Consider the following 14681-nt stretch of genomic DNA (forward strand, 5'->3'; position numbering starts at 1 on the left):
CGGGTGCTTTAACACTTTTATAGATAGAACACTTCAATTATTTGGATTATTTACCAATGTAACTTTAAAGAAGTTGTCACAATCCGATATAAATAAAAATACTTTTAGCATGGGGGTGGTGGAATGCTTGGTAAGTGGTCTGCTACAGGGTTATCTATATTAAGTAACATGAATAGGCACTATAATGCTATGAGCAAGTCAATGTTACGAATTTCTACTGGCTATCGGATTAACAGTGCGGCTGATGATCCGGCTGGTCTTGCGATATCCGAGAAAATGAGGGCACAAATTCGCGGTTTGAATATGGCGTCGAAAAATATACAGGACGGTATTTCACTTATGCAAACGGCAGAGGGCGCACTAAACGAAACGCATGCCATGATTCAACGAATGCGGGAGCTAGCAGTACAAGCATCCAATGACACATTAACCGATAGTGACCGACAGCAGCTTGATTTGGAATTTCAGGAACTAAAAAAAGAAATCCAACGTCTTTCTAAAGATACCGAATTTAATACGAAGACATTATTAAATGGTGACTATTCAACGAATGGTCTCAAGATTCAAGCGGGTGCAAACGCTGGTCAAACTATTGAGTTGTTTATTAATGATATGGGGGCAGGGGCGCTTGGGTTGGACGCCACAACTTCAATTGCAACACGAGATGATGCCAATAATGCGATTTCCTCGATGGATGAGGCATTAAAACGGGTATCATCGGAGCGTTCTCGTTTAGGGGCTTATCAAAATCGCCTAGAGCATGCCTATAATGCAAACGTCAATACAGCGGAAAATTTAACCGCAGCGGAATCACGAATTCGCGATGCTGATATTGCGAAGGAAATGATGAATATGGTGAAGTCGCAAATATTGCTTCAAGCAAGCCAATATGTTCTAGCATTGCATATGCAACAGGCACAATCTATTTTAAAGTTACTAGAAAGCGGAACAATGAGGAATCCCCGATATTAATGGAGATTCCTTTTTTTTGTGTGATTATATTTTACTTTTATCCTTTAATTACTAACTTCACCCCTTTTCTATTTACTATAACAGCAATAAAACGCGACAAAATAGCTTGCTTGAGCCTTCACATCCGCAGTACATAACGTTCCAACAGGAGCTTAAAAATAAGGAAGCGAGCGATTTTGCAGAACAATATATTTTGAAAGAGCTACAAAAGTTACCGCAGCTTAGTGACTGTCACCTTTTCCACGATGTTATACTTCCTACGATCCTCCCCATGCAAATGGATATATTAATTATTACAGCCAGTGGCATCGTCTTACTTGAAATAAAAAATATACGGGGAACAGCAAGTATTAAAGATTATTACATGCTTGTTGGAGATACGATAACGAACAGGTAGTGCGTTTTTAATGCTTGAGTGTAAACATGTCACAAAACGATTATTGCAAAAAACATTATGAACACGCTGTAATTCAGGCAAACATACGAAGTACGATTTGTCTAGTTTATTGGAAACGTCATAAAAATTTTAGATATCGCCACAAAACGCTCGTGAATCGCCACCAGAAAGCTACTTTAAACCCACCATTATGCAAAATCGCACACAGAAAATACTGTAAAATAACAAATTGATTCACACTTTCCCTTGAAAGATGTATACTATAATGCAGAACAAAAATGCAATTCAGCATTTATAGACCATATAAAAATTTACTACTCGTTTTTGAAACGGAAGGAAGAATAGAGAATGACGAAATCAATTTGTGTCGTTGGACTTGGCTATATCGGATTACCAACGGCTGTAATGTTTGCCAACCACGGCATAAAAGTACATGGGGTGGACGTAAACCCAGCAGCAGTAAAAAGTATTCAAGAGAAAAAGCTTCATATTGAAGAAAACGGTTTACAAGAACGCCTAAACAAAGCAGTAGATGAAGGATTCTTAACAGCATCAACAACACCACAAGAAGCAGATGTTTTCATTGTAGCTGTTCCATCACCAATCAATCCTGACAATACAGCGAATTTAGAATATGTACGCCAAGCAACGGCATCCATTGTGCCTTATGTAAGAAAAGGGAACTTAGTAATTCTTGAATCCACAGTTCCACCGAAAACAGTAGAACACATTATGCTACCAGAGCTAATTAAAGCAAATCTAGAGTTCGGTGTTGATTTATTTGTAGCGCATTCACCAGAGCGTGTTATTCCAGGTCGTATTTTTGAAGAATTAGTGAACAACGACCGTATCGTTGGTGGGATTGATCCAGTATCTGCACAAATGACAAAAGAGCTTTACCAAACATTTGTAAATGGCACAATTCATCTAACAGATGCTACAACGGCTGAATTAGTAAAAGTAATGGAAAACACATACCGTGATGTCAATATCGCGTTTGCCAATGAATTAGCGAAAATGGCTGAAAAATTAGACGTTAACATTTGGGAAGCAATTAAATTTGCTAACTACCACCCACGTGTAAATGTTCACTTCCCAGGTCCTGGAGTAGGTGGTCACTGTATCGCTGTTGACCCATGGTTCCTTGTAGAGCTAGGTGGCGAACAAGCACAAATTATTCATCTGTCTCGTAATACAAATGACAGCATGCCAAGCTATACTGCACAAAGAACACAAGCTATTTTAAACGAAAACAAAATCGCAGGTGGTAAAGTAGCAGTGCTTGGACTAGCCTTCAAAGGAAATGTGGATGATATGCGTGAAAGTCCATCAACAATCGTCATTGATGAGCTACAAAACCTAGGCTTAGAAGTAATTTCTTACGATCCGCACATTAAAGAAAACAAACATGCTACACAAACACAAAGCTTAGAAGAAGCTACAAAAGACGCAGACATCATCGTTGTACTAACAGACCACAATGAGTTCAAAGCAATGGATGCAGCAGCTATCACAGTGAAAACAAAAATCGTCTTCGATACGAAAAACTGCTTAAACCGTGATAAATGGCAAGAAGCTGGCTTCCAGTTCCATTTACTAGGGGATGCGAAAAACCGATGAAAGAAACAGTACTTGGCATTAACGTCAATACAGAAGGTTACGATGAATTAATGGATATGGCATTCGAGCGCATTGAACAGAAACAAAAAGCGCTCGTCGTTGCCATCAATCCAGAAAAAATTATTAAAGCAAAAGAAGACCCTGCACTAAAGAAGCTATTAAATGAAGCAGAATTTCAAATTCCAGATGGGATTGGTGTTATTCTTGCTTCTAAAATTCAAAAAGGGCAAATTCGTGAACGTGTTACAGGCGTTGATATGATGATGAAGCTTTGTGAAGAAGCGGCAAAACGAGGCAAGCCTATTTTCCTGTATGGAGGTAAACCTGGTGTAGCTGATGCAGCACAAGCAAAGCTAAAATCACTATTTCCTTCTATTAAAATAGTCGGCACACAGGACGGCTATGAAAAAGACGAACAGAAGGTCATTGATCGTATTAATGAAGCACAACCGGATTTACTATTTGTAGCAATGGGTAGTCCAAAACAGGAAAATTGGATTAATGCTAATCGCGACCGATTGCATCCAACGATTTATCAAGGTGTTGGTGGATCATTCGATGTGTTGGCAGGTACAGTAAAACGTGCACCAGAAATTTTCCAAAAATTTGGTCTTGAATGGTTTTACCGATTAATGAAAGAACCTAAGCGTATCAAGCGTCAAATCGCTTTACCACTTTTTTTATTAGAAGTGGCTAGGCAAAAACGTCAATAATTTTTAAAAAATGGTATTGTCGTTTTAATTTGAAAGTGTTAGACTGTAGGTGTATAGGAATTTCCTCTATGAAATAAATAGAATTCCCTGCAAGGAAACAACGGTTGGTAGCCCAAGCGAAAAAAGCTCAAGCATTTATATGCTTGAGCTTTTTTCGTTTCTTGATTTAACTTAATTATCCATTATTTTATAAGATTCTAGAAAATATGAACAAGGAATGATAGAAAATTAGATTTTGTTGGTAAAGTTGCATATTTTCACTTGAAAAAAAGTGTTGGATAAACGACAATGGTAAAAGAGAGTTCGATGTCCACTATTTTCCGGAAACCAATTAGTAATTTTCCCAAAATATGATTGACAACTTTTAGGGATACAACTATACTTTTATGTGTAGTTGTTTATTTACTACATAACTATGTAGTAGAGACATAATTTTTGAACTTAGAGGAGGAAATTTTTCTATGGCTAACCAACCAAAGAAATACAAAAAATTCGTAGCTACGGCTGCAACGGCTACTTTAGTAGCTTCTGCTATCGTACCAGTGGCTTCTGCAGCAGGATTCTCAGATGTAGCAGGTAACGACCACGAAGTAGCAATCAACGCACTTGCTGATGCAGGTATCATCAATGGATACGCTGACGGCTCATTCAAACCAAACCAAACAATTAACCGCGGTCAAGTGGTTAAATTATTAGGTCGTTATTTAGAAGCTCAAGGCCAAGAAATTCCAGCTGACTGGAATTCAAAACAACGCTTCAACGATCTACCAGTAACAGCTGAAGAAGAATTAGTTAAATATGCTGCACTTGCAAAAGATGCAGGCGTATTCAACGGTTCAAATGGCAACCTAAACGCTTCACAAACAATGCAACGTCAACAAATGGCAGTAGTTTTAGTACGTGCTATTAAAGAAATCGCTGGCGTAGACTTAGTAGCTGAGTACAAAAAAGCAAACTTCGTAACAGAAATTGGTGACTTAGACAAAGCTTACTCTGCAGAACAACGCACAGCGATCGTTGCTTTAGAATATGCGGGTATTACAAATGTTGCTCACTTCAACCCAGGTAACAGCGTAACACGCGGACAATTCGCTTCATTCTTATACCGCACAATCGAAAACGTTGTAAACAACCCAGAAGCTGGTGTTGCTTCAGTAAAAGCAATCAACAGCACAACTGTTGAAGTAACATTCGACGAAGAAGTAGACAACGTACAAGCTCTTAACTTCTTAATCTCTGATCTTGAAGTGAAAAATGCGGCTGTTAAACAAACAAACAAAAAAGTGGTTGTATTAACAACTGCTGCTCAAACAGCTGACAAAGAGTACACTGTATCTCTTGGCGAAGAAAAAATCGGTACATTCAAAGGTATCGCAGCTGTAGTTCCTACTAAAGTAGATATCGTTTCTAAATCAGTACAAGGTAAACTTGGCCAACAAGTAACTGTTAAAGCACAAGTAACTGTTGCTGAAGGGCAATCTAAAGCTGGTATTCCGGTGACATTTAATGTTCCTGGTAACAACAACGATGCTGTAAACCCAACACTTACTGGTGAAGCAGTAACTAACGAAGAAGGTATCGCAACTTACACTTACACTCGTTACACTGCTAAAACTGACACTGTAACTGCATATGCTACTGGTGACCGTTCTAAATTCTCAATCGGTTATGTATTCTGGGGTGTAGACACTATCCTTACTGTAACTGATGTAAATGAAGGTACATCTATCAACAACGGTGCTAACAAAACTTACAAAGTTACATTTAAAAATGCAACAACTGGTAAAGCTGAAGCTAATAAAACATTCAACGTTTCTGTACTTGAAAACATTGATGTAACTGCTGATAAATTACAAAATGTTACTGTAAACGGTACTCCTGTAGCTCAATTAAGTAACGGTACTGTAGTTAAAGCAGCACAAATTACTACTGATGGAAACGGTGAAGCAACATTCACAGTTTCTGGTACAAACGCTGAAGTAACTCCTGTAGTTTACGAAGCATCAGCTATTTATGATGCAAATAATAAAGTAACTTCTTATGCTCATAAATATGAAGCATCAGCATTACAAGCATCAGCTACAAAAGTTAAATTTGGTGCTCTTCAAGCTGAATACACTATCGAACTTAAACGTGATGGTGGGGAAGTTGCGGCTATCGGAGATACAAACGGTGGACGTAAATATAACATCGTAGTAAAAGATAAAGATGGTAAAGTAGCGAAGAATGAAACAGTAAACGTAGCATTCAACGAAGATCTTGACGGAGTAATTGCTACAAATACAAAAGCTAAATTTATTAAAGTAGATGCAGATGGAAATCAATCATACTACCCAGAAGCTGCTGATAAAGATGGAAATAAAGCTAAGCAAATTGTTGTAAAAACAAATGACAAAGGTGAAGCTTCATTTGTAGTCGGCAGTGACTCTGTAAATGACTATGTTACTCCAGTTGCATGGATTGATATTAATACATCAAATGCTGCTGATGGTAAATTAGATAAAGGCGAACCAACAACTATTGGAGCAATTGCATACTTCCAAGAGCAATATTTAGATGGTGCTAAAATTTCATCTTATGATGCAACTAATAAAAAAGTAGATAAATTCAAAGATGCTGAAGTAGCAACATTTAAACCATCTTTAACAAACCAAAGTGGTAAAACATATAACGCAACTTCTGTTGAGTTTACATCTGTAACTTACACTGTAACTAACACTGGTGCAAATGACCTTGAGGTACAAGATGTTGATGGAAAATGGAAAGTAGTATCTCCAAACCGTAACTTTACAACATCATCATCAACACTTTTAACTGAATTAAAAGTACGTTCAGTTGATGGTAAATCTACATCTGTAAAAGTTGTAGCTACAGGTAATGCTAAGTACACTGAAAGAAATTCAACAAATGTAAAAACATATGCATTTACTTCTAAAGAAGCTACAGCTTCATTCGTAAAAACAAGTGAAGTTGGAAACACTTATACAGGTGTTGTAAAATCAATCAATACTGTTAAAGAAGAACTTGTAATTAATGATAAAGACGCAGTGAAATATGCTGGCGAATCTGGTAAAACTTATGTTTATAAAGGTTTAGGTGGAGCAACAATTAGTGATGTTGATGCATTCATCGACATTCTTAAAAAAGCTGAAGTTACTGTAACTTACAATGTAGAGGGTAGCACAGTAACATTCACTATTATTAACATTAATAATAACGGAACTAAACCTACAGATGCTGCTGAAAATGATAGACTAGAAGCAGGAAAAGCTTTAACTGCTGCTATTAAAGTAGAAACTGATGCTAATTTAGTTGAAGCAAACTATACTGCTGCATCTTGGAAAGTTTACTCTGATGCATTAACAGCAGCAAAAGCTGTAAATGTAACTACTGCTTCAACAAGTGCTATTCAAAAAGCTACAAAAGATTTAGCTGATGCTAAAAAAGCATTAGTACTATCTGATACAGCAGTAGCTGATACAGCAGCATCTAAAAAAGCTTTAAGTGATGCAATTGCTGCAGTAAAAGAAGAAAATTATACATCTGTTGCTGCCGTACAAGCACTTGTTAAAGTTGCAACTGACGTATTAAATAACACTTCTTCTACAAAAGCTGATTATGATAAAGCAAAAGCTGATTTAGATTCAGGCCTTAAAGCATTAGAAAAAGCAGCTGCAACTGCTCCAACAGCTACAGCTAATGTTAATGGAACTGATGTTACAATTACATTTACATCTAATGTATCAGTTGCTGCAGATACAAAAATCACAATCGATACTCAAGAAGGTACTGTTGCTTCAACTTCAGATTTAAAAGAATTAAAAGTATCATTTGCTGCCCTACCAACAAATGCAGGTACAGCTACACTTAAAGTTAAAGTACCAGCTACTTCTACAACTTTAGCTGGAGAATTCGAATATACTGTATCATTTGATGGTACATCAACTTGGACAGTAACAAAGAAATAAATGAACGTTACTTTATAAACTAGCTTGCTAGTGAAATAAGTAGATTTAGACCCTATAGAGTTTGACTCTATGGGGTCTTTTTCTAATTATTTGGCATGAATTCATCATTGTGCGGAACAGTTCGGTTTGACTAGCGAGTCTAATTTTCCTATATCCAATTGCAAGTGTCTATAAGCTCAAATTAATAAATGGCTAGAGCAACAACACAACGAATCCTTATACATTGATGGTATAATCGGAATCAGTTGACATATGAAACCTTATTAAAAAATTTTTATCTTAATTCTTTTATTTATTTCATATCCAATCTCAGGTCATCTAGTTTAAATGTTAATAACACCCAGTAGAACGAAAATCGCTATAACCTAGTAAAGGTAAGATATAATATTAGTTAACATCCTATAGTGTTAAAGTATTGAAGTACAGTGACAAATGACATGAGGTGTTAATTATTTCAAAATGTTGCATTGTGAAACAATTTTTAAAATTTGATGTGTATTTCTACCCCTAAAATTTGCATGTTACGACTTACAGAAGAATTAAACCAACCATTGTTTAATGATTGGTTTTTTGTTTTGAAATTCCTCTACTATGTAGTTAGTTTCGGAAAGCTTAGCTATAGACAACAAAAAAACTCCAATCGTACAATAAAATCAGGTCTAGTCAACCGACTTTGTACGAAAGGAGCTCCAAATGGATAGTAAAAGTTTAGCACATACAACATGGAATTGTAAGTATCATATCGTTTTTGTACCGAAATATAGAAGACAAGTTATTTATCGTCAAATTAAAGCGGAAATAGGGAGAATACTACGTCAGTTATGTGAAAGAAAAGGGGTAGAAATTGTAGAAGCAACAGCGTGTTCGAATCATATATATATGTTGGTGAAGATTCCTCCCAAACTAAGTGTATCTGCTTTTATGGGCTATTTAAAAGGGAAAAGTAGCGTCATGATTTTTAATCGGCATGATAGTTTAAAGTACCAATTGGGAAATCGCCAATTTTGGTGTCGTGGATACCTAGTAGATACAGTTAGTCGAAATCAAAAAGTGATTCACAAGTATATCACAAAACAATTACAAGAAGATTTACGCTATGATCAGATGTCAATAAATGAAATCATTGACCCTTTAAATTGTGAATAAATTAACTGGAAGAAAAAAGTCTGCCGCTTTAGCGGCTTGTAGAAAAGAAGTATGGTTGGCGGACCTTTCAGAATATAGTTAGACATAAGGTATTTAAATAGCGTTTACGCGTAAAGAAACCCACCAGTTTTACTGGTGGGTTTTTAACAGAAAGCTCTTACATTGGTATAATTTATTATTTTTTTGAATAAATATTCGCTAGGTATTCTATTGTTATTTCAATTTCTTCATAGCCGACCTTAAATCATCTACTTTCAAATGTTGATAGCGTGCAGTGGAACGGGAATCGGTATGACCTAATAGAGTTGCGATATAATGTTGGTCTACACCGAGTAGTGTTAAGTGTGTTGCGGTACAGTGACGAATCACATGGGGGGTTAATCGTTTTGTAATATTGCATTGGGCGCCAATTTTTTTTAATTTGATACGGATTTCTACTCCGCTAATGGGCATATTACGACTTACGGGAGAGGGAAATAAATAATCTGATCCGTTGTCTTTCGTTTTCTGTAAATATTCCGCTAATATTTTTTGCAGTTTTGGATGTAGGGGTAAGTGAAGATCTCTGCCACCTTTAATCCGTGGGAAGTATATTTTATTATTTTTTATATCAACATTTTCCTTTAATAACGTTCGAGCAGCCGTAATTCTGGAACCCGTGTAATAGAGTAAGCTGATTAATACATAGTAAAATTCGGAGTATTTTTTTGCCGTAGCCAACACTAATGCCATTTCTTCCATATCCAGAATTTCGGGTAACGGTACATACACATTTCGAGTAGATATGCCTATCGTTGGATCGACTTTAAAGTTCAACTCTATCACAAGATATTTGAAAAATGCCTTCACACCGTAAAAATATCTACTAATCGAATTGGGTTTATAATCCTGATTGCCTAAAAAATCTAGATATTCTAGAATGTCGTCCTTCGATATTTCCTCTGTTAAAATATGACCATCGTATAATTGATAAATAAAGGACGAGAACTTTTTTATATCATTTTCATAGCCAATAATGGTTTCTTCTGAATAGTACTTTCTTTTTAAATGTTGAAGAAATTTTTTAGAGTACTTAGGCAAATCAAAGTCAGAATGGATAATCAAAGAGATATCAGCTCCTTCTCGTTAGCTAATGTGTTCTTGAATATCTTGCATTGTATTGTGCTGCTCGTAATTATGAACAAACCAACTTAATTTCGTATCACAATAGTTTAAATCTAATGAAAGTAACGCTTTTTGCACTAAGTAATGATGTTGTTGGCGATAGGACATATTAGGACTTAACCATAAAATAGTAACGATTTTCTGCGGTTCACGAATATGCTGTAAATATTCCTCCGTTTGATAATAAAGGGAACAATCGCCTAACCAACTTTCAAACAGAGAGCGTTGTCTTCTATCAGCATGAAGTAATTGAAGATGCAATATATGTTGCTCTACTTGTAATTGAAAATAGATTGGCTCATTTGATAGGGTGATATAGCCCTTGTAGCTTTTATCTTGATCAACTTCTTCACTTTCTGAAAACCAAGCATTTTTTATTTTCGTAATACTTCGTTTAATATCTGAAAGCTCATAGGGTGTCAGCAAATGATAAAGCGTTTGTTGAATTTGCTCCTTAAAGTTTTCAATCATTGTACAACGTATATCTTCATTTAATTTCAGTAATAAATTGTTTAACTCCATTATTTCATTTGTTAAAGGGGGAGGCGTTTCGCTAGATGGACTATGAATGGTAGGAATAGTTTGCAACTGTAAGTCAACTAATTCTGCAAAAGACACATCAAAAAATTCTGCATACTTTTGCAATACTTTTTCAGATGCTTTCCTCGTCCCTTTTTCTATAAAGCCTACATAACTATGCGAAATACCTAATAAATCTGCCAATGCGGCAAGCGTTAGATGATGTTTGTGGCGTAGCATTTTTAGTCGATTTCCTAAAGCAATGGCTTGTCCATCTTTGTTCTTCATTTTCTCACGCCCCTCTCTAAACTATCTTCCATTAGTACATGCTTTATAAAAGGACTAGTAAAAGTAATGTTGGAACTATGCAATATATTGCGAAGGAACAGAAGATAAGTTGGTGACTAATTCAAATTGCACTATATTGGATAATTTCAATAAAAGGATTTATATACTCTATTTGGTAATATTGGTTAGAAAGAAAACCCAATGTATTGCGATAAACAAGACATGGGTTTTCATTTCTACTTATTTTTACTAAATTTATATGCTTATAAAAGTAATGTTTTGTGTTATGGAGTAGGCTTTACTGTAATAGCTAAAGTACGGTTCGTTACATCATCAATTGTAATAGTTGCTACAAAGCTTTCTTTAGCATAACCAGTAGCTTGAGCGTCGAAATAAACTTTTAAAGTCTTCTCGATTAATTGTGCAGCTTCAATAGAAGCAGAAGGTGCTTTAGCTATAGTAATCACATTATTATTAAAAGAAGTAGTAATGTCTAATGCATTATCAGCATCTGGATTTACATTCGCGATTGTGAAACCTGCAAGAGCAGACCCAATATTAAGGGTTAAATCTTTTCCATTTGTATTCACTGCAAGTGAAGAAGTAATAGATTCAGCAGTTACTTTTTGACCAAATTTTGGTGTAACATTTACTGTAGCAGTGCTTGCGCCTTTAGTTAACGTAACAGTATAAGTTCCTGCTGTAGAAGTTTCTACTACACTTACAGTTACTGAAGAATCGTTAATTTCAGTTACAACATTTGATTGTACAGCTAAACGTTTATTTTCTGCCGTATCAGTTGAAAGTGTAGCAATATTAGGTGTTACTGTAACTTTAGCTTTTGCAGCTGTAACAGCAGTAGCGTCAGATGCTTTATCTCCAATAATATCAACCGGCTTAGTTCCCCCAGCGTTAACAGAAACAACATAGAATGTAACAGTATTATCTTTAACTTCATATGTTACTTTTACCCCTGAAGTGGCACCTTTAAGAATATTTACAAACTGGTCTTTAGAAAGTGGTGCACCATTTACATTTCTATATACATATGTTTTGCCCGTTTCACCAGCATATTTCACCGCATTTTTTAGAACGGAACCATCAGTAAATACGACAGTTTCTTTGTCTGTATCGAATGAATGAATATCACCAGTAAATAGGTTAGGGATTTCTGAAGTAGAAGTGAATGTTGCAGTTGCTTCTTTTGAAGTAAATGCAAATTCTTTATTACCGTCTTTAGCTACACCAGTAGCAAGCACTTTTACGGAAGAAGATTTCCCATCTACAGCAGTTACATTGATTTCACCGCTTTGAGAAACTAATGTATGCACACGGTTTGGAGCAATTTCAACTTCGCCTACTTTTACATTATTTGCACCAGTGTTGTAAACAGTGTACGTAACATCCTTTGTTGTATAACCAGAATTTGGTACGACTTTACCACTTTGGTTCGTAAGTTGTACTTTAAATGTTGCAGTTTCTCCACTAACAAATTTGTCAGTTTCAGTTGTACCTTTGTAAGATACTAATTTAGAACCATCTAAATATGGAGCTTGGAAGTATGAAATTGGTGCAACTGCTGAAGGCTCACCTTTGTCTAAGTTTGCATCTTTACCGCTTTGGTTGTTAATATCGATCCAAACGATTGGTGTAGCGTAAGAATTTACAGTATCACTGCCGATGACGAAGCTTGCTTCACCTTTAGCGTTTGTTCTAACAGTGATTTTTTTACCTTCGTATCCAACCTGTCTACCGTTTTCGATTTTTACGAATTGAGCAGAAGTCACTGTAGAAATTACGCCATCAATATCTTCGTTAAATGCCACGTTAACAATTTCGTTAGCAGCTACTTTACCATCTTTATCTTTAACCACTACATTGTATTTACGTCCGTTTAAAACTCCAGTAGCAGCAGTTTCTCCACCATCACGAGTTACTTCAATTGTGTAAGCAGCTTGAATAGCACCAAATGTTACTTTAGCCGCAACAGCTTGTAGTGTATCTGCTGTATATTTTGGAGAGTAAGTGTTTGCAACATTAGTTGAAGCAGCTTCAAATACTACAGGAGTAACTGTAGCGTTAGAACCTGAAATTGTGAATGTAGCTTCACCTTTAGTATCAGTTGTGATTTGTGCAGCTCTCATGTTATTTTCACTCGTTTGAACTACCGCAACACCATTCACCGTAACGTTTTGTAATTTATCAACTGTTACATCAATGTTTTCAAGTACAGAAACGTTTAATACTTTACCTGATACTGGTCTACCAGTTTCTGGGTGTTTGTAAGTGACTTTATAAGTTTTGTTAGCGCCGTTGTTGATTGTATTACCAGTTGTTACTTCAGTAATCGTTAATGTTTGATCAACTGCCCAGAATACATAACCAGTTGAGAATTTAGAACGATCACCAGTTGCGTATACAGTTACAGTGTCGTTTGTTGCGACGTAACGAGTGTAAGTGTAAGAAGCAATACCGTTTTCATCTGTTACAGCTTCAACTGTTACTGGAGATTTCACGCCATTAGCAGAACCTGGGATGAAGAATGTCACCGGAATACCAGCTTTAGATTGCCCTTCAGCAACAGTTACTTGTGCTTTAACAGTTACTTGTTGGCCAAGTTTACCTTGTACTGATTTAGAAACGATATCTACTTTAGTAGGAACTACAGCTGCGATACCTTTGAATGTACCGATTTTTTCTTCGCCAAGAGATACAGTGTACTCTTTGTCAGCTGTTTGAGCAGCAGTTGTTAATACAACCACTTTTTTGTTTGTTTGTTTAACAGCCGCATTTTTCACTTCAAGATCAGAGATTAAGAAGTTAAGAGCTTGTACGTTGTCTACTTCTTCGTCGAATGTTACTTCAACAGTTGTGCTGTTGATTGCTTTTACTGAAGCAACACCAGCTTCTGGGTTGTTTACAACGTTTTCGATTGTGCGGTATAAGAATGAAGCGAATTGTCCGCGTGTTACGCTGTTACCTGGGTTGAAGTGAGCAACATTTGTAATACCCGCATATTCTAAAGCAACGATCGCTGTGCGTTGTTCTGCAGAGTAAGCTTTGTCTAAGTCACCAATTTCTGTTACGAAGTTTGCTTTTTTGTACTCAGCTACTAAGTCTACGCCAGCGATTTCTTTAATAGCACGTACTAAAACTACTGCCATTTGTTGACGTTGCATTGTTTGTGAAGCGCGTTCAAATGATGGCATTTATCTGCTATGCAAATAAAGGAAACCTTAGCTGGTTTATTCTTTTGCAGTAAACAATAAATAGAAGCATGTACTAGTTGTTGGTAGCAGAGGCGGTGACTCCTGCGGGAACGCACACAGCGTAAAACGCGGGAATTCCGCGCGCAAGCAGAGAGTTGAGGCTTACTGTGATGAGCGAAAAGCACCGCTGTAGCGGACTCAACGATATAGTGAAAAGAGTTCAATTGATGGCATTTTTCCACTATGCAATGCAAACGAAACCTTAGCTGTTTATTCTATTGCAGTAAACAATTAATAGAAGCATGTACTAGTTGTTGGTAGCGGAGGCGGTGACTCCTGCGGGAATGCACACAGCGTAAGACGCGGGCATTCCGCGCGTTAGAGAGGGTTGCGGCTTACTGTGCTGAGCGGAAAGCACCGCCATAGCGAACAACAACGGTATAGCAAAAAAGTGTTAGATTGACCCCAATCAATCTAACACTTTTCCTACGATTATCTATAGCTAACCTCTGTGAGGAGTAACCATGAAAAAGTACTGAATGTTTAGCAAAAGTGAAGTTTCGGTTAACAATTGCACTATTTTGTTGTGTGCTTAGATTATTGAAGAATGCTATAATTTAACAGTTACTATATAGTAATTCAATAGTGCATTAACAGTTATATGGTTTCATATATATATACTGGG

General features: G+C 36.5%; 9 protein-coding genes. 6 read left to right on the forward strand and 3 right to left on the reverse strand.

From position 1 onward, the window contains the following. Positions 1–123 precede the first annotated feature (123 nt). The 6 genes from MHH88_RS03050 to tnpA all read left to right on the forward strand — a co-directional run bounded on the left by MHH88_RS03050 (position 124) and on the right by tnpA (position 8816). Positions 124–972 (forward strand): flagellin, encoded by an 849-nt coding sequence (locus MHH88_RS03050; RefSeq protein WP_339261507.1) that lies wholly within the window; start codon positions 124–126, stop codon positions 970–972. Positions 973–1078: 106 nt separating this feature from the next. After that, a complete protein-coding gene (locus MHH88_RS03055) occupies positions 1079–1369 on the forward strand; it encodes a nuclease-related domain-containing protein (RefSeq protein ID WP_339261509.1) in 291 nt (96 codons plus the stop codon). 348 nt (positions 1370–1717) lie between these two features. Then, entirely contained in the window at positions 1718–2989 is a 1272-nt protein-coding gene (locus tag MHH88_RS03060) for a nucleotide sugar dehydrogenase (protein ID WP_024362930.1), read from the forward strand. Further along, entirely contained in the window at positions 2986–3702 is a 717-nt protein-coding gene (locus MHH88_RS03065; protein WP_339261512.1) for a WecB/TagA/CpsF family glycosyltransferase, read from the forward strand. The genes MHH88_RS03060 and MHH88_RS03065 overlap by 4 nt, the downstream gene beginning before the upstream one ends. Before the next feature lie 461 nt (positions 3703–4163). Further along, positions 4164–7670 (forward strand): S-layer homology domain-containing protein, encoded by a 3507-nt coding sequence (locus MHH88_RS03070; protein ID WP_339261514.1) that lies wholly within the window; start codon positions 4164–4166, stop codon positions 7668–7670. A gap of 693 nt (positions 7671–8363) precedes the next feature. Further along, positions 8364–8816 carry an IS200/IS605-like element ISBsph1 family transposase gene (gene tnpA, locus MHH88_RS03075; protein WP_339261516.1) on the forward strand — a complete coding sequence of 151 codons (453 nt, stop codon included), beginning with the start codon at positions 8364–8366 and terminating at the stop codon, positions 8814–8816. A 213-nt stretch (positions 8817–9029) separates the two neighbouring features. On the opposite strand, the gene MHH88_RS03080 is transcribed toward tnpA, so the two are convergent. From MHH88_RS03080 to MHH88_RS03090, 3 genes are all read right to left on the reverse strand, one after another. Next, positions 9030–9920 (reverse strand): tyrosine-type recombinase/integrase, encoded by an 891-nt coding sequence (locus tag MHH88_RS03080; protein WP_339261518.1) that lies wholly within the window; start codon positions 9918–9920, stop codon positions 9030–9032. A gap of 21 nt (positions 9921–9941) precedes the next feature. Then, positions 9942–10787, reverse strand: coding sequence for a helix-turn-helix transcriptional regulator (locus MHH88_RS03085; protein WP_339261520.1), 846 nt, complete (start codon positions 10785–10787; stop codon positions 9942–9944). Positions 10788–11071: 284 nt separating this feature from the next. Beyond that, positions 11072–13996, reverse strand: coding sequence for a hypothetical protein (locus tag MHH88_RS03090; RefSeq protein WP_339261522.1), 2925 nt, complete (start codon positions 13994–13996; stop codon positions 11072–11074). Positions 13997–14681 lie beyond the last annotated feature (685 nt).

This window comes from Lysinibacillus sp. FSL K6-3209 (assembly GCF_037976175.1).
In the GTDB taxonomy this organism is placed as follows: Bacteria; Bacillota; Bacilli; order Bacillales_A; family Planococcaceae; genus Lysinibacillus; species Lysinibacillus sphaericus_D.